The organism is Pseudomonas pergaminensis, from assembly GCF_024112395.2.
Lineage (GTDB): Bacteria > Pseudomonadota > Gammaproteobacteria > Pseudomonadales > Pseudomonadaceae > Aquipseudomonas > Aquipseudomonas pergaminensis.
In genome coordinates, this window is record NZ_CP078013.2 from 715716 (window position 1) to 735833 (window position 20118).

The 20118-nt window shown below is 62.9% G+C and carries 17 protein-coding genes; 5 read left to right on the forward strand and 12 right to left on the reverse strand.

Translation table 11 applies throughout. The annotated features are described in order from the left end of the window. Positions 1 to 174 precede the first annotated feature (174 nt). Entirely contained in the window at positions 175 to 894 is a 720-nt protein-coding gene (locus tag KUA23_RS03160) for a cobalt-precorrin-6A reductase (RefSeq protein ID WP_100491592.1), read from the reverse strand. Next, on the reverse strand, positions 891 to 2096 hold the full coding sequence (gene cbiE, locus KUA23_RS03165; protein WP_252993436.1) for a precorrin-6y C5,15-methyltransferase (decarboxylating) subunit CbiE: 1206 nt from the start codon (positions 2094 to 2096) through the stop codon (positions 891 to 893). Before cbiE ends, KUA23_RS03160 begins: the two co-directional genes overlap by 4 nt. A gap of 95 nt (positions 2097 to 2191) precedes the next feature. Here cbiE and cobG point away from each other — a divergent pair, with 95 nt between their 5' ends. The 5 genes from cobG to KUA23_RS03190 all read left to right on the forward strand — a co-directional run bounded on the left by cobG (position 2192) and on the right by KUA23_RS03190 (position 7484). Continuing rightward, positions 2192 to 3481 carry a precorrin-3B synthase gene (gene cobG / locus KUA23_RS03170; protein ID WP_306428758.1) on the forward strand — a complete coding sequence of 430 codons (1290 nt, stop codon included), beginning with the start codon at positions 2192 to 2194 and terminating at the stop codon, positions 3479 to 3481. After that, on the forward strand, positions 3474 to 4100 hold the full coding sequence (locus KUA23_RS03175) for a precorrin-8X methylmutase (protein ID WP_078046667.1): 627 nt from the start codon (positions 3474 to 3476) through the stop codon (positions 4098 to 4100). Before cobG ends, KUA23_RS03175 begins: the two co-directional genes overlap by 8 nt. Next, complete coding sequence (locus KUA23_RS03180; RefSeq protein WP_078046668.1) at positions 4100 to 4831, forward strand: precorrin-2 C(20)-methyltransferase; 732 nt, start codon at positions 4100 to 4102, stop codon at positions 4829 to 4831. The genes KUA23_RS03175 and KUA23_RS03180 overlap by 1 nt, the downstream gene beginning before the upstream one ends. Continuing rightward, positions 4831 to 6468 carry a precorrin-3B C(17)-methyltransferase gene (gene cobJ, locus KUA23_RS03185; protein WP_100492503.1) on the forward strand — a complete coding sequence of 546 codons (1638 nt, stop codon included), beginning with the start codon at positions 4831 to 4833 and terminating at the stop codon, positions 6466 to 6468. The genes KUA23_RS03180 and cobJ overlap by 1 nt, the downstream gene beginning before the upstream one ends. A gap of 236 nt (positions 6469 to 6704) precedes the next feature. Then, positions 6705 to 7484 (forward strand): hypothetical protein, encoded by a 780-nt coding sequence (locus KUA23_RS03190; RefSeq protein ID WP_252993437.1) that lies wholly within the window; start codon positions 6705 to 6707, stop codon positions 7482 to 7484. Here KUA23_RS03190 and KUA23_RS03195 read toward each other — a convergent pair. The 10 genes from KUA23_RS03195 to accB all read right to left on the reverse strand — a co-directional run bounded on the left by KUA23_RS03195 (position 7481) and on the right by accB (position 20118). Beyond that, on the reverse strand, positions 7481 to 8077 hold the full coding sequence (locus KUA23_RS03195) for a MarC family protein (protein ID WP_003217330.1): 597 nt from the start codon (positions 8075 to 8077) through the stop codon (positions 7481 to 7483). The two genes, KUA23_RS03190 and KUA23_RS03195, sit on opposite strands and share 4 nt — an antisense overlap. Positions 8078 to 8317: 240 nt before the next feature. Continuing rightward, complete coding sequence (locus KUA23_RS03200; protein WP_099493461.1) at positions 8318 to 11089, reverse strand: hybrid sensor histidine kinase/response regulator; 2772 nt, start codon at positions 11087 to 11089, stop codon at positions 8318 to 8320. A 114-nt stretch (positions 11090 to 11203) separates the two neighbouring features. Next, positions 11204 to 12496, reverse strand: coding sequence for a phosphoribosylamine--glycine ligase (gene purD / locus KUA23_RS03205; RefSeq protein WP_099493460.1), 1293 nt, complete (start codon positions 12494 to 12496; stop codon positions 11204 to 11206). Positions 12497 to 12663: 167 nt separating this feature from the next. Beyond that, positions 12664 to 14271, reverse strand: coding sequence for a bifunctional phosphoribosylaminoimidazolecarboxamide formyltransferase/IMP cyclohydrolase (gene purH / locus KUA23_RS03210; RefSeq protein ID WP_078046672.1), 1608 nt, complete (start codon positions 14269 to 14271; stop codon positions 12664 to 12666). A gap of 81 nt (positions 14272 to 14352) precedes the next feature. Next, positions 14353 to 14673 carry a DNA-binding transcriptional regulator Fis gene (gene fis / locus KUA23_RS03215; protein ID WP_003221275.1) on the reverse strand — a complete coding sequence of 107 codons (321 nt, stop codon included), beginning with the start codon at positions 14671 to 14673 and terminating at the stop codon, positions 14353 to 14355. Further along, positions 14670 to 15683 (reverse strand): tRNA dihydrouridine synthase DusB, encoded by a 1014-nt coding sequence (gene dusB / locus KUA23_RS03220; RefSeq protein WP_099493459.1) that lies wholly within the window; start codon positions 15681 to 15683, stop codon positions 14670 to 14672. Before dusB ends, fis begins: the two co-directional genes overlap by 4 nt. 185 nt (positions 15684 to 15868) lie before the next feature. Continuing rightward, on the reverse strand, positions 15869 to 17101 hold the full coding sequence (locus KUA23_RS03225) for a DUF3426 domain-containing protein (RefSeq protein WP_214498019.1): 1233 nt from the start codon (positions 17099 to 17101) through the stop codon (positions 15869 to 15871). Positions 17102 to 17131: 30 nt separating this feature from the next. Beyond that, the gene (prmA, locus tag KUA23_RS03230; protein WP_099493457.1) at positions 17132 to 18010 is read right to left on the reverse strand and encodes a 50S ribosomal protein L11 methyltransferase; all 879 of its coding nucleotides are present in this window, start codon (positions 18008 to 18010) and stop codon (positions 17132 to 17134) included. 264 nt (positions 18011 to 18274) lie between these two features. Then, entirely contained in the window at positions 18275 to 19636 is a 1362-nt protein-coding gene (gene accC / locus KUA23_RS03235; RefSeq protein ID WP_025857634.1) for an acetyl-CoA carboxylase biotin carboxylase subunit, read from the reverse strand. A gap of 17 nt (positions 19637 to 19653) precedes the next feature. Continuing rightward, positions 19654 to 20118 carry an acetyl-CoA carboxylase biotin carboxyl carrier protein gene (gene accB / locus KUA23_RS03240; protein WP_010213489.1) on the reverse strand — a complete coding sequence of 155 codons (465 nt, stop codon included), beginning with the start codon at positions 20116 to 20118 and terminating at the stop codon, positions 19654 to 19656.

Here is a 20118-nt window from a genome sequence, read left to right on the forward strand (position 1 = left end):
GCAGTGCCAGTGGTTGAGGATAGACGGGAACTGAGAGGTTGCCGATATCAAGGACAACGCGGTGCTAAATGTGGGAGCGGGCTTGCTCGCGAAAGCGGAGTGTCAGCCAATACATCAGGTGACTGATACACCGCATTCGCGAGCAAGCCCGCTCCCACAGGGGATAGTCGTCGTTCAGAAAACGGTGATTGTCTGCAGCACCGCGGCCACGCTGGTGAATTCTTGATCTACGGCTGCCAACACCGGCCGCTTCAACACCAACACCGGCACCCCAAGCTCCCTTGCCACTTCCAGCTTCGGCTCCGTCGCGGTGCTGCCGCTGTTCTTGCTGATCAACACATCAATGCCACGCCGTGCGAACAACGCACGCTCATCTTCGATCAAGAACGGCCCACGCGCGCCGATCACTTCACAGCGCTCGCTCCCCGGATACACATCCAACGCGCGCAGTGTCCAGAACTGCTCCGGCGGGATTTCATCAATGTGCTGCAACGGCTCGCGGCCAAGCGTGAACAGCGGACGCTTGAAGGGTTTAAGCGCTTCAATCAACGAGGCCCAATCACTGACCTCGCGCCAATCATCTCCCGTCTGCGGCTGCCACGCCGGTCGGCGCAAAGCCCAGCAAGGCACGCCGCTCAACTGCGCAGCCTCGGCCGCATTTCGGCTGATCTGCGCCGCGTACGGATGGGTCGCGTCGAGAATCAGGCCAACCCCCTCATCCCGAACAAACTGCGCCAAGCCCTCGGCCCCGCCGTAGCCGCCCACTCGCACCTGGCATGTGAGATCGGTAGGCACACGGCCGACCCCGGCCAAACTGTAGATATGCTCTGGCCCCAAGGTCCGCGCGATAGCCAGCGCTTCAGTCACGCCACCCAACAGCAAGATGCGTTTCATAGCGGCTTGACCACTTCCAGCAAGGTAATCGGCAACGCCTGGCGCCAGGTATCGAATTCCCCCAGCGGCTGGGCCTGCGCCACATGGACGCGGGTCAACTCGCCGCCATGTTGCGCGCGCCAGTTCATCAAGGTCATTTCACTTTGCAGGGTCACAGCATTGGCGACCAGGCGGCCACCGGGGCGTAGATGTTGCCAGCAGGTGTCGAGCACGCCTTCGCGGGTGACGCCGCCGCCGATGAAGATCGCGTCCGGTGCTTCCAGGCCCAGCAACGCCTCGGGCGCCCTGCCGCGAACCAACTGCAGGCCAGGCACGCCAAGCGCATCGCGGTTGTGTTCGATCAGGCCTTGCCGACCTTCATCCGCTTCAATCGCCAACGCTCGGCAACTCGTGTGCGCACGCATCCATTCGATACCAATGGAGCCGCTGCCCGCGCCCACGTCCCACAGCAGTTCACCGGGCATCGGGGCGAGGCGGGCGAGGGTCATGGCGCGCACGTCGCGCTTGGTCAATTGACCGTCGTGCTTGAAGGCTGAGTCGGGCAGGCCCGCCAGGCGTGAAAGGCGTGGTGTATCGCTGGAGGCCACGCACTCGATGGCGACCAGATTCAAATCGGCGACTGAGGTGTGTTGCCAATCAGCAGCCAAACCGTCGATGCGCCGCTCATCCGCACCGCCCAGGTGTTCAAACACGCTCAACCGGCTGGGCCCGAACCCTGACTTAGCCAACAATGAGGCAATCAACGCCGGACTGCGCCCGTCATTGCTCAATACCAGCAATCGCACGCCACTGGCCATGTGCGCATTCAGCACCGCCAATGGCCGGGCGACCACGGATAACGTCACCACCTCCTGCAACGGCCAGCCCAGCCGCGCCGCCGCCAGGGACACCGATGAGGGCGCCGGTAAAATCAGCAACTCCTGCGCTGCCACCTGCCGCACCAGACTGGCCCCCACGCCATAAAACATCGGGTCGCCGCTGGCCAGCACACACACCGGCTCGCCACGCCGCGCCAGCACGGGTTCCAGGGAAAACGGGCTCGGCCACAACTGACGCTCGCCCCGAATACACACCGGCAACAGGTCCAACTGGCGCTGACCTCCTATAATCCGAGTGGCGCGCAACAGGGCATGCCGGGCATTTCTGCCCAGCCCCTTGAAGCCGTCTTCACCGATGCCTACAACCGTCAGCCAGGGCGACATATGGATTCCTTGAACGACATCCGACGGGCAGGCTTTTCATGCCGGCGGACAAAGCAGGCATAATACCGCGCCTTTACCTGTGAACCGGTAGCCCCGTGAACCCAACACACACTGCGAATACCTTGCGCCCCTCGGCTTGTCCGGGGTTGCTGCGTATCGTCCAGGCGTTGGATGGCGGGATTTGCCGGATCAAACTGGCCGGTGGTTCCATCACCAGCGAGCAAGCCCATGCGGTGGCGGATGCGGCCCAGGCTTACGCGGGCGGGGTGATCGAGGCGACCAACCGCGCCAACCTGCAGATTCGCGGGATCGGCGCCGAAGAGGACGCCTTGATCGCCAAGCTGCTGGCCGCAGGCCTGGGCCCCAGCAACGCGGCCGGTGACGATGTACGCAACTTGATGCTCAGCCCCAGCGCCGGCATCGACCCGCAGATGCTGTTCGACACCCGCCTGCTGGCCGATGAAATCCTCGCCACCCTGCAAACCCATCCGCGTTTCCATGAGCTGTCGGCCAAGTTCGCCGTGCAACTGGATGGCGGTGAAGCCCTGGCGATGCTCGAACATCATCATGACGTGTGGCTGTCGGCCTTCGTACGCGATGGTGAGACGCTCCTGGCGTTTGGCCTGGCCGGTTGCCCAGGGTTGGATGCACCGTTGGCGGCCGTGCCGTTGGCGCAGGGCCATGCGCTGGTGGTGGCGGTGCTGGAGGCGTTTCTTGATCTCGCCACCCCGGAGCAAACCCGCATGCGTCATCTGCCTGTGGATAACTTGCTGAGCCATCTGCACCTGAATCTGCTGCCGGTTGACGGCTTCAAACGCCCGCCCAGCGGCGCTTTACTGCACCTTGGGACGTATCCACAGTCGCAACAGAATCAGTTTTACGTTGCTGCGATCGCACCCTTGGGTCGCCTGGACGCGACGATGCTCAGGGGTGTCGCGCAACTCGCCAGCGAGTACGGCGACAGCACGTTGCGCTTCACCCCTTGGCAGGGCGTGCTGCTGCCCAACGTCGAAAAGCCTCACGCCGTGACCGAGCGCCTGGCGCAACTGGGCTTTCTCGTCTCGGTCGACCAACCGCTGGCGCGCATGACTGCCTGCACCGGCTCCAGCGGCTGCGGCAAAGGCCTGGCCGACACCAAGGCGGACGCCCAGCAACTGGCCGCGCTCGACCCAGGCGTTGATGTGCACGTGTCCGGCTGCCCACGTTCCTGCGCCGCTGCGCACGTTGCGCCGGTGACCCTGTTGGCAGTGAGCCCCGGCCACTACGACCTCTATTTCCGCGATGCAGCCCACCCAGGTTTTGGCCGGCTGCACGCGCGCACCCTTTCCATTGAAGCGACGGGCGCCTTGCTGCGCGCTCGCCCACGGAGCAACACCGATGATTGATTACATCCGCGACGGTCAGGAGATCTACCGCAACTCCTTCGCCATTATTCGCGCGGAAGCCAAGTTGGACCGCATCCCGGCCGACCTGGAAAAACTCGCGGTGCGCGTGATTCATGCCTGCGGCATGGTCGAGGCCATCGACGGCCTGCAGTTCTCCGAAGGTGCGGGCAAGGCCGGGCGCGATGCGCTGGCCGCCGGTGCGCCGATTCTGTGCGATGCGCGGATGGTCTCCGAAGGCGTGACCCGCGCGCGGCTGCCAGCCAACAACGAAGTGATCTGCACCTTGCGCGACGACAGCGTGCCGCAATTGGCACGGGAGTTGGGCAACACCCGCTCCGCTGCGGCGCTGGAGCTGTGGCGTCCGCACCTCGAAGGCAGCGTGGTAGTGATCGGCAACGCGCCGACCGCCTTGTTCTACCTGCTGGAAATGCTCGACGCCGGCGCACCGAAACCGGCGTTGATCCTCGGCTTCCCGGTGGGTTTCGTTGGCGCCGCCGAGTCCAAGGCGATGCTGGCCGCCGACAGCCGTGGCGTGCCGTTCGTGATCATGCAGGGCCGCCTGGGTGGCAGTGCCATGGCCGCCGCCGCAGTGAATGCCCTGGCCACGGAGGTCGAATAATGCAGGCACGCGGACGTTTGATCGGCCTGGGCGTGGGGCCGGGTGACCCCGAATTGATTACCCTCAAGGCCCTGCGCCTGCTGCGCGAATCGCCGGTGGTGGCGTACTTCGTGGCCAAGGGCAAAAAGGGCAACGCCTTCGGCATCATCGAAGACCACCTGGTGCCGCAACAGACCCTGATGCCGCTGGTGTACCCGGTGACCACCGAGGTATTGCCGGCACCGATGTCCTACGAGCAAGTGATCAGCGATTTCTACGACGCCGCCAGTGTTGACGTCGCCGCGCACCTGGATGCCGGCCGTGATGTGGCGGTGATCTGCGAAGGCGACCCGTTTTTCTACGGTTCCTACATGTACCTGCACGACCGTCTCGCCGAGCGCTACGACGCCCAGGTCATCCCAGGCGTGTGTTCGATGCTCGGCGGCGCCTCGGTGCTCGGCGCGCCGCTGGTGTATCGCAACCAGAGCCTGTCGGTGCTCTCGGGCGTGCTGCCGCATGAGGACTTGAAGCGCCGCCTGGCGGACGCCGACGCAGCGGTGATCATGAAGCTGGGCCGCAACTTCCCCAAGGTGCGCCAGGTGCTGGAAGAGCTCGGCCTGGCCGAGCGTGCGTTGTATGTGGAGCGCGCGACCATGGCCAACCAGAAAATCGTACCGCTCGATGAGGTGGAGCCGATGTCTTCGCCGTACTTCTCGCTGATCATCGTGCCCGGTGAACGGTGGCAAGGTTGATCAGCCCGGCGATTGTCATCCTCGGCCAGGGTAGCCTGGCCACTGCGCGCAAGATCCAGCAGGTGTACCCCGGTGCGCTGATTCATGGCCTGGCCGGGCGCGTCGACGGTGCAGACCAGGCTTACAGCGAGTTCGGCGCAACCCTGCGCCAGCTCTATCAACAGGGCACGCCGCTGATCGTGCTGTGCGCCGCCGGCATCGTGATCCGCACCCTGGCGCCGCTGTTGCTGGAAAAAGGCGAAGAGCCCGCCGTGCTGGCGGTGGCCGAAGACGGCAGCGCGGTGGTGCCGTTGCTGGGTGGCCTGGGTGGCGTGAACGTCATGGCGCGGGAGATTGCCGCTGCGTTGGACGTGGCTGCTGCGATTACCACCAGTGGCGAGCTGCGTTTCGGCACCTGCCTGCTCAACCCGCCCAAGGGCTATGAGTTGGCCGATCTGGAACTGGGCAAGCGCTTCGTCTCGGACCTGCTGGCCGGCGAAAGTGTGCGCATCGAAGGCGCGGCGCCATGGCTGGACCAGGCCAACCTGCCCCAGGATCAACAGGCACGCCTGGCGATTCACGTGGGCAGTGCCGAGCGCACACCCGCCGCCAATGAATTGCTGATCTACCCGAAGAACGTCAGCGTGACCTGCCAGCCCGGTGCGCAGCTGGCAGTGCGCGTTCGCACGGCATTGCATGAGGCCGGCATCGCCGTGCAATCCCTGGCGTGCCTGCTGGCCAGTGATACGCAGATGGCCGAAGCGTCGCTGCATGAGGCGGCGTTGGAGCTGGGCGTACCGTTGCGGTTCGTCAGCGCCAGCCAAGAGGCCGATATTGTGATCGATGTCGCTGAGCAGCCGTTGGACCTGTCGCAAGTCGGACGTCTGCGTGGCCGCCTCGCCGTGATCGGCCTGGGTCCTGGTGCGGCCGAGTTGATGGTGCCTGCGGTGAAGGCTGAACTGGCACGTTGCACCGACGTGCTCGGCTACGAAACCTACGTGCGCATGGCCGGGCCGTTCCGCGATGATCAGGTGCAGCATTGCACCGATAACCGCGAAGAAATGCAGCGCGCGCGCCATGCCTTCGAGCTGGCGGCCCAAGGTCGCTCGGTGGTGGTGGTGTCGTCCGGCGACCCTGGCGTATTCGCCATGGCCGCTGCGGTGATCGAGGCCTTGCACGAGTCCAATGACCCGGCGTGGCATCAGGTCGACCTGCAGATCCTGCCCGGTGTCTCGGCCTCACTGGCCACAGCTGCCCAGGCGGGCGCGCCGTTGGGCCATGACTTTTGCGTGATGTCGCTGTCGGACAACCTCAAGCCCTGGTCGATTATCGAAAAGCGCCTGGACCTCGCGTCCCAGGCCGACCTGGCCCTGGCGTTCTACAACCCGATCTCGCGTTCGCGGCCATGGCAACTGGGGCGCGCCCTGGAAATCGTCGCGCTGCATCGCACGCCGCAAACACCGGTTGTGCTGGGTCGCGATATTGGGCGCCCGGGGCAGACCTTGCGTGTGACCACGCTTGGGCAACTGACGCCGGAGCAGGTGGACATGCGCACCATGGTGCTGATCGGCTCCTCCACCACCTGCACCTTCCCCCGTGCCGGTGGCGGTGAGTGGGTGTACACGCCGCGCTGGTACGGCGAGAAACCCGCCTCCTGAAAACGACCGGTTGGCTGCCTGAAAGCGCTGAATGACCCAGGGAATTTCCTGATGTTGTTCGGCGCTTTTTCTTTTTATTGCGACGAACTCCGGAAGCTCGCCAGGCACCCTGCATGATTGCTGGGCGCCAGGGTTTGACGCGTGGCGCCAAGGGATTTTTATCGTCTGGAAAACCCGTCGGGCACTGGACTAGGGTGGGGTTAAGCCTCGAGTTGGGGTGCTTGTGGAGAATCAAAATGGAGCGACATCACAGACGGATCAACAGCACAAAAAGGCGCAAGTTGATTGCCGCCTACAAACTGCCGGGAGCGCCTGGCGCGCAGAAGACTGTACCGCTGGACACCGAAGACGACTTCAACGCAGCGGTGGTCAACAACAGCGTGATTTCCTTTGCCGAAGGCCTGTCCGGCCTGAACCGCGAATACATCCGTAAAAGCTATCTGCTTGCCAGCAGCTATGTCAGCGATGTGTTGAACGTGCACCGGGGTACCGAAGATTGGTACGACGAGCTCATCAAGGTGATGGTCAGCCTGGGGTGGTTGCCGGTACGCAGCAGCTTCGAGCGGGTGTCACGCTCGGGCAAGGGCCTGACCGTGCAATTGGCTGCGCTTAATCTCATCGCCAGCGTGCTGGCGTCGACGTCGTTGACCGCGCCACTGCTGACCCTGCTGCCAAAGCTGGCGGCCGATGCGTTGGAGGCATTGAAGCAGACGCCGGCGTCTTTCGAGTTGTTCAAACGCAACAGCGCCGTGCACCAGGGCGGTGATTTCGGCCTGGCCTCCTGTGCTGAAACAGACGGGGAGCTGATGATGGTGCTGGTGACCTACAGCACCCATGGCGTGAGCAAACAGGTGGGGTTGCCCTTCCTGGAGTGGGACAGTTCTTCGTTCGAGGCCTTCAGCGGGCAGACGTGTCTGGTGCTGAATACCTCGGTGGTCAACGAAAAGACCCTGCAACTGATGCGCGAGAGTGCGGGGGACAAGGTCCAGCTGGCGATCGCCAAGTACCGGATTTAGGGCACCAGATAGCCGCGTACGCCGGTAAAGATGATTTGCGCGGCCAGGGCGCACACGAACAGCCCCATCAAACGGCTGACAATCTGCAAGCCCTGGTCGCCGAGGATGCGTTCGATACGGTTGGACAGGTACAGCACCACGCCCACTGTAAGGCTGGCCAGGGCAATGCTGAGGATGGCAGTGATCTTGTCGTCCCAGTGTGGCTGGCTCACGCCCATCACCAACAGTGCGCCGATGGTGCCGGGGCCGACGGTAAGGGGAATGGTCAGCGGCACGATGGTCACGTCTTGCTGCACGTTGTCGGTCTGCACCGCCGACTTGCCCTGGGCCATGCCCAAGGCGGAGATGAACAGCACACTGCCGGCGCCGATGCGGAAGGCGTCGACGGTGATGCCGAACACACTGAAAATCACCCGGCCGAACAGGTAGAGCAACACGCTTGAAACCAGGGTCGCCAGCGCCACCTTCCACGCCAGCCGCCGCCGCTCTTTGCTGGAGTAGCCACGGGTGAGGCTGATAAAGCAGGACAGCACGAAGAACGGGCTGTAGAGCACCAGCATTTTCAGGTAGACGCTGAATAACACGTGGAGCATGTGAGTGGCTCGCGATGGGAGAAGTGTGTCGAGTCTATCAGGCGCCAGAGATCAAATGTGGGAGGGGGCTTGCTGTGGTGAGCGGGCTTGCCCCGCGCTGGGCCGCGAAGCGGCCCCAATAAAAACGCCGCGTTGTGTCAGGCACTCCGCGGCGTTGGGTTTTAGGGCCGCTTCGCAGCCCAGCGCGGGCAAGCCCGCTCACCACAGCAAGCCAGCTCCTACGGGAGGTCGTGTTTCAGGTCAGGAGGGCGCGTGTTCGGGTCGTTGCTGACGCTGTGCCACCCAGAACTCCACCAGCTCGCGCAACTGCGACAACTCTACCGGCTTGGCCATGTGCCCATCCATCCCGGCCTGGCGTGCGCGTTCTTTATGTTCCGACAGAATGTGCGCCGTCAACGCCACCACCGGGGTGCGGATGCGCTGGTGGCTGACTTCCCACGCGCGCAGTTGTTGAGTGGCCGAGAAGCCATCGAGGATCGGCATTTCACAATCCATCAACACCAGGTCATAGCGCTGGGCCTTCATCGCTTCCAGGGCTTCTTCGCCGTTGCTGGCGGTGTCCGGGTTGAGGTTGAGCTTGCCGAGCATGCCGCGGATCACCTTGGTGGAAATGCTGTTGTCTTCGGCCACCAGGATACGGAAATCGCTGGGCACGGTGACGGCCGCCGGGGCGTTGAGGACTGGGCGTGGCGGGATGCTGCCTTTGCTGCGCTGGGTCAGTTCGTCGGCCAGGGTGGTCTTGAGCGTGTAGCCGGCCACCGGCTTGGCGAGGATGCGCTTGATCCCGCAATTGCGCGCGATGATCTTGCTCGGCGCATTGCTGATGCCGGTGAGCATGATCAGCAGGATGTCGTGGTTCAGGCTCGGGTCTTCCTTGATCTTCGCTGCCAGTTGCATGCCGGTCATGCCGGGCATGTTCTGGTCCAGCAGCACCACGTCGAAGTAGTCACGCAGGTGCGCCTTGGTACGCAGCAACGCCAGGGCTTCCTTGCCCGAGGGCACCGCGCTCACGTTCAGGCCCCAGGCCGAGCACTGTTGCACCAGCACTTTGCGGCAGGTGTCGTTGTCGTCCACCACCAGCACCCGTGCGCCTTTGAGTGGGCCGTCGAGGTCGGAGGTCGGATGTTCCAGGCGTTGCGGGTCCAGCGGCAGGGTCAGCCACAGGGTGCTGCCCTGGTGGCTGCCGCTCTTGATGCCGAATTCGCCGTTCATCAACAGGATCAACTGGCGGGCGATGACCAGGCCCAGGTGACCGTTCAGGCGGGTGGCCGAGAAGAAATTCTTGCTGTGCAGTTCGCTGTGCAGCAGGGCGTCGCGCTCGGCCGCTTCCATGGGCAGGCCGCTGTCTTGTACGGCAATGCGCAAGCGCGGCTTGGTGCTGCGGTCATCGAGGGCGACGACGATCAGCACTTCGCCCTCGTCGGTCTTTTGCAAGGCGTTTTCCAGCAGGCTCAACATGGCCTGACGCAGGCGTGTCGGGTCGCCGCTGATCACGCGAGGCACCTGGGGCTGGATAAAGCTGATCAGTTCGACGTTCTGCTGCTCGGCCTTGGCGCGGAAGATACTCAGGCAGTCTTCGATCAGCGCATTGAGGTCGAATTGCACGTCGTCCAGTTCGATCTGGCCGGACTCCAGCTTGGAGATATCGAGGATTTCGTTGATCAGCGTGAGCAGTTCGTTGCCGGCGCTGTGGATGGTCTGCACATAGTCGCGCTGCTTTACCGACAGCGGCGTGCCCAGCAGCAGCTCGGTCATGCCCAGCACGCCGTTCATGGGGGTGCGGATCTCATGGCTGATCTTGGCCAGGAACTCGGCCTTGGCGGCGATCTCGGCGTTGCTCGCCGCCAGGTCGCGGCTGAGGCTGAAACGTGCCTCGACAATTGCGCGCTGGCGTTCGCCCAACGCCAGGCTCATCAACAGGCCGCTGAGGCAGATAAAGGCCAGCAGCGTGACGATCAGGCCTTGGGGCGAGACCATCGTCAGGCCCAGCAGCGCCGGCAGGATGATCAGCGTGCCGATGTTGAACACCACCATCGCTGCCACGAACAGGCGTGCCGGGCGGTAGCCTTTCTGCCAGTGATAGGCCGAGATAAACAGCATGCTCAAGCCGGCCAGGGCCACCAGGGCGTAGGTGATGATGTTCAGCGGCAAAGTGTTGACGAACAACAGCAGCAGGCCGCACAGCACGATGAACAGGATGTCGGCCATCAACAGTTTGTTCAGCGGGTGCGGGCCCAATGGCATGAAGAAACGGTAGGCAAACATCAGCCCGCACGGTGCGGTCAGCAGCAGCGCCAGGTAGGCGCCGGGGGTCTGGATCGCATGCCAGTTCGGCAGCCACGGGCCCACCAGGTTGAGCAGCAGTGCCAGGCTGAGCATCAACAGCACTTCGCAGGCCGCCAGCCACAGGCTGCTGCGCGAGCGGTGGTAGGCGAAGCGCGTCAGGTTGTGCAGGATCAGCATCAGCAGGCAGCCGAACAGCAGGCCGTAGATCAGCGTCTGGGTCTGGTCGGCGGCGGCGAGCACGGCCGGTTCCAGGGTGATGTAGGGGCGCAGTTCGTGCTCCGAGACCAGGCGCAGGTAGACCTCGAGGGGCTTCTGGCTCTGGGGCATCGGCAGCATGAAGTCACTGCTGGGCAGCGGCCGCTCAGCCTGGGGCTGGCGAGTTCCGGTGCTTTGCTGTTCCACCAGGGTGTCGCCGTCCAGGACATAGAGGCTCAGGTGTGACAGATCCGGGGCGAATACCCGTAGCACTTGTTCGTGCTTGCCGGGTTGCAGCTTGAAACGTACCCACAACGCACCGTCCGGTTCCGCAGCGGTAATGCGGTCCAGTTCGATGGGGCTGAATTGATTGGTGTAGCGCGAGGAACGGATGTCGCTCAGTTGCAGGTCGGCCTGTTCGTCAAGCAATACTGCCCAGCCACTGCCTTGCGCGGCGGCCTGGGCCGGGAGCAAGCAGAGCAGTGTCAGCAAGCTGACAGTAAAACCTATGGCGATCCTGAGCCAGCGCACGGCGAAATCCCTTCGTAGGTTGATGCACGGGTTAACTATGCGCGGGGAAGCCTGCATACGGCAAGGGCCAGAGGCCCTTGCCTAGCCGAATGGACAGCTATTGACGGCGGCTGCTTAGCTGTTCTCGCCCCGTTCACGGGCGATGGCGCGATAGCCGATGTCCTTGCGGTAGAAACAGCCGTTCCAATCGATCTTCGCCGCCAGCTTGTACGCTTGTTGCTGCGCGGCGTCGACACTGGCGCCCATGGCGGTTGCGCACAACACGCGGCCACCGGCGGTGACGACCTTGCCATCCTTGAGCGCGGTGCCCGCATGGAACACCTTGCCTTCCAGCGTAGCCGCGGCGTCGAGGCCTTCAATGACGTCGCCCTTGGCGTAGTCGGCAGGGTAACCACCGGCCGCCAGCACAATGCCGACGCTCGGACGTGGGTCCCACTGCGCTTCAACCTTGTCCAGGGCCTGGGCCAGGGCGGCTTCCACCAGCAGTACCAGGCTCGACTGCAGACGCAGCATCACCGGCTGGGTTTCAGGATCGCCGAAGCGGCAGTTGAACTCGATGACTTTCGGGTTACCGGCTTTGTCGATCATCAGGCCGGCATACAGGAAGCCGGTGTACACATTGCCTTCATCGGCCATGCCGCGCACGGTCGGCCAGATCACCAGGTCCATCACGCGTTGGTGCACGTCGGCGGTGACCACTGGGGCAGGGGAGTAGGCCCCCATGCCGCCGGTGTTCGGGCCGGTGTCGCCGTCGCCGACGCGTTTGTGGTCCTGGCTGGTGGCCATCGGCAAGACGTTCTTGCCGTCAACCATCACGATGAAGCTGGCTTCTTCGCCGTCGAGGAACTCCTCGATCACCACACGCGAACCTGCGTCGCCAAAGGCGTTGCCGGCGAGCATGTCGCGAACGGCGTCTTCGGCTTCCTGCAGGGTCATCGCCACGATCACGCCTTTACCGGCCGCCAGGCCGTCGGCCTTGATCACGATAGGGGCGCCTTTTTCACGCAGGTAAGCCAGGGCCGGCTCGATCTCGGTGAAGTTCTGGTAATCGGCAGTCGGGATCTTGTGGCGGGCCAGGAAGTCCTTGGTGAACGCCTTGGAGCCTTCCAGTTGGGCAGCGCCGGCGGTTGGGCCGAAGCAGTCCAGGCCACGGCTGCGGAACAGGTCCACGACGCCGGCCACCAGCGGGACTTCCGGACCGACGATGGTCAGGGAGACGTTCTTTTCAGCAAAATCTGCCAACTGCTCAAGGGCCAGCACGTCGATCGCGACGTTCTCGCACTTGGCTTCAATGGCGGTGCCGGCGTTGCCGGGGGCCACGAACACTTTCTGGACGCGCGGGTCCTGGGCAACTTTCCAGGCCAGGGCGTGTTCACGGCCACCGCTGCCAATGATCAAAACATTCATTTCAAAAACCTCGGATGACGCAAATTCTTGGGAACACTGTGGGCGCTTTTCTGTGGGAGCTGGCTTGCCTGCGATGCGGGCGCCTCGGTGTAACAAGTGCACCGAGGTGATGCTATCGCAGGCAAGCCAGCTCCTACAGAAGCCAGTGCCCACCAGGCAATGTTGGATCAGTGACGGAAGTGGCGCATGCCGGTGAAGACCATGGCGATGCCGGCTTCGTCAGCAGCGGCGATCACTTCAGCATCACGCATCGAACCGCCCGGTTGGATCACGGCGGTCACGCCGGCTTTCGCGGCATTGTCCAGGCCGTCACGGAACGGGAAGAATGCGTCGGAAGCCATCACCGAGCCCACCACCTGCAAACCGGCGTGCTCGGCCTTGATCGCAGCGATACGCGCCGAGTTCACGCGGCTCATCTGGCCGGCGCCGACACCGATGGTCTGGCGGTTCTTGGCGTAGACGATGGCGTTGGACTTCACGTACTTGGCCACTTTCCAGGCAAAGATCAGGTCGTTGATCTCTTGCTCGGTCGGGGCGCGCTTGGTCACCACTTTCAGGTCTTCGCTGCCGATCATGCCGATGTCACGGCTCTGTACCAGCAAGCCGCCGTTGACGCGCTTGTAGTCCCAGGCAGCTGCGCGGTCAGCCGACCACTCGCCGCAGGCCAGCAGGCGCACGTTGGCTTTGGCCGCCACGATGGCACGGGCTTCTTCGCTGACGCTTGGGGCAATGATCACTTCGACGAACTGACGCTCGACGATCGCCTTGGCGGTCTCGGCGTCCAGTTCACGGTTGAAGGCGATGATGCCGCCGAACGCCGATTCGGTGTCGGTGGCGTAGGCCAGTTCGTAGGCCTGGCGAATGCCACCTTCCGCGTCCGGGCTCACGGCCACGCCGCATGGGTTGGCGTGCTTGACGATCACGCAGGCCGGCTTGACGAAGCTCTTCACACATTCCAGCGCGGCGTCAGTGTCGGCCACGTTGTTGTAGGACAGCTCCTTGCCTTGCAGTTGGGTCGCGGTGGCGATGCCGACTTCGGCCGGCTTGGCCTCAACGTAGAACGCCGCGCTCTGGTGCGGGTTCTCGCCGTAACGCATTTCCTGGGCCTTGATGAACTGGCTGTTGAAGGTGCGCGGGAACTGGCTGCGACCTTCGGTGCTGAGGGTTTCAGCGGCCTGGTTCACGGTACCCATGTAGTTGGCGATCATGCCGTCGTAGGCGGCGGTGTGTTCGAACGCCTTGAGCATCAGGTCGAAACGCTGGGCGTAGGTCAGGCCACCGGCCTTCAGGTTTTCGAGCACTTGGGCGTAATCGCTGGCGTTGACCACGATGGCCACGTCTTTGTGGTTCTTGGCTGCCGAGCGCACCATGGTCGGGCCGCCGATATCGATGTTTTCGATGGCGGTCGGCAGGTCGCAGCCTGGCTTGTTGATGGTGGCTTCGAACGGGTAGAGGTTAACGGCCACCAGGTCGATCGGCTTGATGCCGTGCTCGGTCATGATGGCGTCGTCGATACCGCGACGGCCAAGGATGCCGCCGTGGATTTTCGGGTGCAGGGTCTTGACCCGACCGTCCATCATTTCTGCGAAACCGGTGTAGTCCGCCACTTCCACTGCGGCCACGCCGTTGTCCTGCAGCAGTTTGAAGGTCCCGCCCGTGGAGAGGATTTCCACGCCCAGGGCTTCCAGCTCCCGGGCAAATTCGAGGATCCCGGTCTTGTCGGAAACACTGATCAAGGCGCGGCGGATCGGCTGGCGGGTAGTCTGGTCGGTCATTTCAATTTCCATCAAAAGCAAAGGAGTCAGCAAAAAAGGCGACCGTTTTTACGCGGGCGCCTTTCTGGTTTGATTGAATGCTTACAGCAAATCGTATTGCTTGAGCTTTTTGCGCAAGGTGCCACGGTTGAGGCCCAGCAGCTCACTGGCTTTGGTCTGGTTGCCCTTGACGTAGTTCATCACGCTTTCGAGCAAGGGCGCCTCGACTTCGGAGAGCACCAGGTTGTACACGTCCGTGACGGAAGCGCCCTCAAGGTGGGCGAAATAATTGTGCAGCGCCTTCTCGACACTCCCGCGAAGGGTCTGGCCTTCTTCGCTCGGCGTGTTGAGGTGCTGTTTCAAATTGACGTTGTCGCTCACGGGTGCTGTTCCACTCACTAAAGTCTCGGTCATCATCGTCATGCGGCCACCCCCTCTCCGTCCCCTGTCCTCAGGCTCTTGTAACGCTCGCTGAAGAACTCACGAACGTTGGCGCATTGTGCTTCCGTATCATCCAAACGATTGAAGTGGGCGCGAAACTCCCTGGCGCCCGGCAGGGTTGCGAGATACCAGCCGACATGCTTGCGAGCAATGCGTACTCCCATCACGTCTCCATAGAAGGCGTGCAGGGCGGCCAGATGCTCTAGCAGAATACGTTCCACCTCGACCAACTCCGGTGCCGGCAACACTTCACCGGTACGCAGAAAGTGCTCGATCTCACGGAAAATCCACGGCCGCCCCTGGGCAGCCCGGCCAATCAACAAGCCATCGGCGCCAGTGGCGTGCAGCACGCGCCGGGCTTTCTCGGCTGAATCGATGTCGCCATTGGCAAACACCGGCATCGACACCGCCTGCTTGATCGCAGCGATGGTGTCGTACTCGGCTTCACCGGTGTAAAGGTCGGCGCGGGTGCGGCCATGCACCGCCAGCGCTGTAATTCCTGCCTGTTCGGCGATCTTCGCCACCGTCAGGCCGTTCTTGTTGTCCCGGTCCCAGCCGGTACGGATCTTCAGGGTGACCGGCACATCGACTGCGGCGACAACGGCCTGCAGGATCTCGGCAACCAACTGCTCATCTTTCAACAGCGCGGAACCGGCGGCCTTGTTGCAGACCTTCTTGGCCGGGCAGCCCATGTTGATGTCGATGATCTGCGCCCCCAACTCCACGTTGGCCCGGGCCGCATCCGCCAGCATCTGTGCATCACCACCGGCGATCTGTACCGAGCGGGGCTCGGGATCACCTTCGTGGATCATGCGCATCCGCGACTTGCGGGTGTTCCACAAGCTCATGTCGCTGGTGACCATTTCCGAGACTACTAGACCCGCGCCCAAACGCTTGCACAGCTGACGAAAGGGCTGGTCGGTGACGCCCGCCATGGGGGCGAGAATCAAGCCGTTCTGCAATGTGTATGGGCCGATGCGTACCGCCGACATAGGACTTCCCTGTTGTGGGGCCGGATCATTAGAGTTCGAAAAAGGGTTGGCATGATACCCGCTCTCGATGACTGGATAAAGGCTGAATTGGATAAAATCTGAACAGTTATTTCTTTATCGCCGTCGGTTTGGTTGCGCGGGGCTTAGTCAATAACCCGCCGTCAAACCTCAGTGCGTGAACCGATTCACTCGGGCGAGTGAAAGCTCAGGCTGTAATTCACGGCTTTATTGCCCGGATCGAGGATATCCAGGGAGATATGGATCGGGGTCTGCGATGGCATTTCGCTTACTCCGGCCAACTCACCGCTGAGGTATTCGGCGGGTTTGAAGCGACGGCTGGCAATCAGGCTGCCATTCAGGTCGGCGAAACGCAGCTCCAGCAGCGGGAAGGGCTGGGAGAAGGTCGCACGGTTGTAGATGATCGCGTCCACCACCAGCGCCCCGGCGAAATCCGGATGGCTGCGCACCACCAGGTTGCTGCTCTTGATGTGCGCGATATCGACCCGCGACGGCACCGTGCAGCCCAGTGTGGGGCACAGTTGCTGGAACCAGGGGCGATAGGCGTCCTGGCGGGCCAGGTCGTCGAATTGGTAGGCAATGTACTGGCCTGCCAGGCCTGCGGCGGCGATCAGGACCAGCAACAGCCAGATCAGGCGACGGCCCCAGCCCGACGGACGTTTTTGCGCGTAGAGATGCAGCGGGTCGTCTTCCAGGTCCTGCAGCACATCGTCATGGACGCTGGCTTCAGGGCGTGGGCGTTTGCGCCGCAAGGGCGGGCGCTCGTCAGGGTCGGCGGCTTCCGCGGCTTTGGTCAGCGGCGTGAACGGCGGGTCGATGTGGTCATCGTCTGGCGTGGAGCGCAGTGGCGGTTCGTCGTCGAGATCGTCAACGTGCAGCGACATCGACGGCTCGGTGCGCTGCCGGGTCGCCGGCGTATGCGGCGGCTCGGTTTCAGTGGCCGGGGGGCGCTCTTCGGGCGGCTCGCTGAACAGGCTGGCGGCCCATTTTTCCTCTTCGGCCTTGACCGTGTCACGGCTGGCACTGAGGGACTCTTCCTTTTGGCGACGATCGGCGCCCGCCTGGCGGCGTTCCGCACTGACGGGCAGTGTGTGTTGAATCTCGCGGCGTTCCAGCTTGGCCAGTTCTTCGTCCAGGTCCAGGTTATCCAGGTCCAGCTCTTCGGCCGTCCACTGTTTCTGGCTGATTGCCCGCGGCGGTTCCGGCTCCGGCTCGGTCGCCGCCGGCAGCTCAGGCGCGGCGGTGCCGGCTGCGCGCTGCTCCAGCAATTGGCGAGCGGCGTTGAACACTTGCAGGCACGAGCCGCAGCGAACCACGCCACGGGCCACGCTCAATTGAGCGTGACTGACGCGAAAACGCGATTGGCAATGCGGGCACTGGGTGACGAAACTGTCGGTCATGCGGCCATCCGATTCAGGCAAGCGCTCATTCTAGCGCCGACGACCGCTGATGCGTACCCAGCCATCACGGTTGGCGATCGGATCCAGCTCGAAATCCTTCGCGTAGGCGGCGGCAACGTCTTCGCCTTGCTCGGCCAGGATGCCCGACAGCGCCAGGCGGCCACCCGGCTTGACCAGGCTCGACAGCTGCGGTGCCAGTGACACCAGCGGGCCGGCGAGGATGTTGGCCACCAGCACGTCGGCCTGCACCTGGGGCAATTGCTCCGGCAGGTAAAGAGGGAATTTGCCTTCCGGGATGTTGTTGCGCCCGGCGTTGTCGCGGGAGGCTTCCAGGGCTTGCACGTCGATATCGGTGCCCACGGCTTCCTTGGCGCCCAGCAGCAGGGCGGCAATCGCCAGGATCCCCGAGCCGCAGCCGAAGTCCAGCACGTGGCTGTCGGTCAGGTCCTGGCCATCCAGCCATTCCAGGCACAGCGCGGTGGTCGGGTGGGTGCCGGTGCCGAACGCCAGGCCCGGGTCCAGCAGCAGGTTGACGGCATCCGGCTCAGGCGCGGCGTGCCAGCTTGGCACGATCCACAGGCGCTGGCCGAAACGCATCGGCTGGAAGTTATCCATCCAACTGCGTTCCCAGTCCTGGTCTTCGATGACTTCACTGTGATGCTCGGGCAGCGGGCTGCCGGTGAGCAATTCCATATGGGCCAGCACGGCGGCGGCATCGGTGCCGTCTTCGAACAGGGCCAGCAAATGGGTGTGCGACCACAGCGGGGTGGTGTTCAGTTCCGGCTCGAAGATCGGTTGGTCTTCGGCGTCCATGAACGTGACTGAGACAGCGCCTACTTCGAGGAAAGCGTCTTCATAGGTTTCGGCTTGTTCTGGGCTGATGGCGAGACGGACTTGCAGCCAAGGCATGGCGGGCACCTTTGAAAAAAATGAGTGTGCAGCGGGGTGGGGCTGCGAAAGGGCGCAAGTTTACGCGAGCGGCGGGAGGGGTGTACACATAACAAATGTGGGAGCGGGCTTGCTCGCGAATGCGGTGAGTCAGTGAAGAGTATTTTAGCTGATGCACCGCATTCGCGAGCAAGCCCGCTCCCACAGGGTGATGTATCCATCCAGCAAAACCCAGGGCCCAGAAACAACAAAGCCGCCCGAAGGCGGCCTTGTTGGGTGGAGCACTTACTGGTTAGCCAGCTTGTGTTCCAGGTAGTGAATGTTCACACCACCTTCGCAGAAGCCTTCATCACGCACCAGGTCCCGATGCAGCGGGATGTTGGTCTTGATGCCGTCTACCACGATTTCGTCCAGGGCGTTGCGCATACGGGCCATGGCCTCGTCGCGGGTGGCGCCCCAGGTGATCAGCTTGCCGATCAGCGAGTCGTAGTTGGACGGAACCTTGTAGCCGCTGTACAGGTGCGAATCGACGCGAACGCCGTTGCCGCCGGGTGCATGGAAATGCTTGACCAGGCCTGGACTTGGGATAAAGGTTTTCGGGTCTTCGGCGTTGATGCGGCACTCCAGGGAGTGGCCGTGCATCTTCACGTCGTCCTGGGTGAAGGACAGCGGGTTGCCGGCGGCGATGCTCAGCATCTCCTTGACGATGTCGATACCGGTGACCATCTCCGAAACCGGGTGCTCTACCTGCACGCGAGTGTTCATCTCGATGAAGTAGAAACGACCGTTCTCGTAGAGGAACTCAAAGGTACCGGCGCCACGGTAGTTGATGTCGATGCACGCCTTGACGCAACGAGCCAGGACTTCCTGGCGAGCCTTTTCATCCAGGCCCGGTGCCGGCGCTTCTTCCAACACCTTCTGGTGACGGCGCTGCAGCGAGCAGTCACGGTCGCCCAGGTGGATGGCGTGGCCCTGGCCGTCGGACAGCACCTGCACTTCCACGTGACGTGGGTTGGTGAGGTACTTCTCCAGGTAGACCATCGGGTTGCCGAACCAGGCGCCCGCTTCGGAGCGAGTCTGCTTGGCGGCTTCGATCAGGTCTTCTTCCTTGTGCACCACGCGCATGCCGCGACCACCACCGCCACCGGCGGCCTTGATGATCACCGGGTAACCGACTTCGCGACCAATGCGCAGGGCGGTTGCCTCGTCTTCAGGCAGTGGGCCGTCGGAACCAGGAACGGTAGGTACACCGGCGGCGATCATGGCGTCCTTGGCCGAGACCTTGTCGCCCATCAGGCGAATGGTTTCGGCTTTCGGGCCGATGAAGGCAAACCCGGATTTTTCTACCTGTTCGGCGAAATCGGCGTTTTCCGCGAGGAAGCCGTAGCCCGGGTGGATGCCATCAGCGCCGGTCACTTCAGCGGCAGCGATGATGTTCGAGACTTTCAGGTACGAGTTCGTGGCCAGTGGCGGGCCGATGCAGATGCTTTCGTCCGCCAGTTTCACGTGCATCAATTCGGTATCGGCCGTCGAGTAAACAGCGACGGTCTTGATGCCCTCTTCCTTACAGGCGCGCAGGATACGCAGCGCAATCTCGCCGCGGTTGGCGATCAGGACTTTTTGCAGTTTCTTCGCAGGTTTCAACATCGAAGGCGCTCCGCGGTTCAAACGATGGTGAACAGCGGCTGGTCGTACTCAACCGGCTGACCGTTTTCTACCAGGATGGATTCGATGACGCCGGCTTTTTCAGCCGTGATGTGGTTCATCATCTTCATCGCTTCAACGATGCAGATGGTGTCGCCCACTTTCACGGTTGCGCCGACTTCAACGAAGGCTGGCGAGGTCGGTGCCGGGGTGCGGTAGAAGGTACCGACCATTGGCGACTTGACCACGAAGCCGTTCAGCGCAGGTGCAGCCGGGGCGGCAGGCGCAGCGGCAGCAGCAGGGGCGGCGGCCGGTGCAGCAGCGGCTGGAGCCGGCGCTTGCATCTGTGGCGCGTAGAACTGTTGGGCCGGGGTCTTGCTGTGACGGCTGATCCGTACGGACTCTTCGCCTTCCTTGATTTCCAGCTCGTCGATACCGGATTCTTCCAGCAGTTCGATCAGTTTCTTAACTTTACGGATATCCAT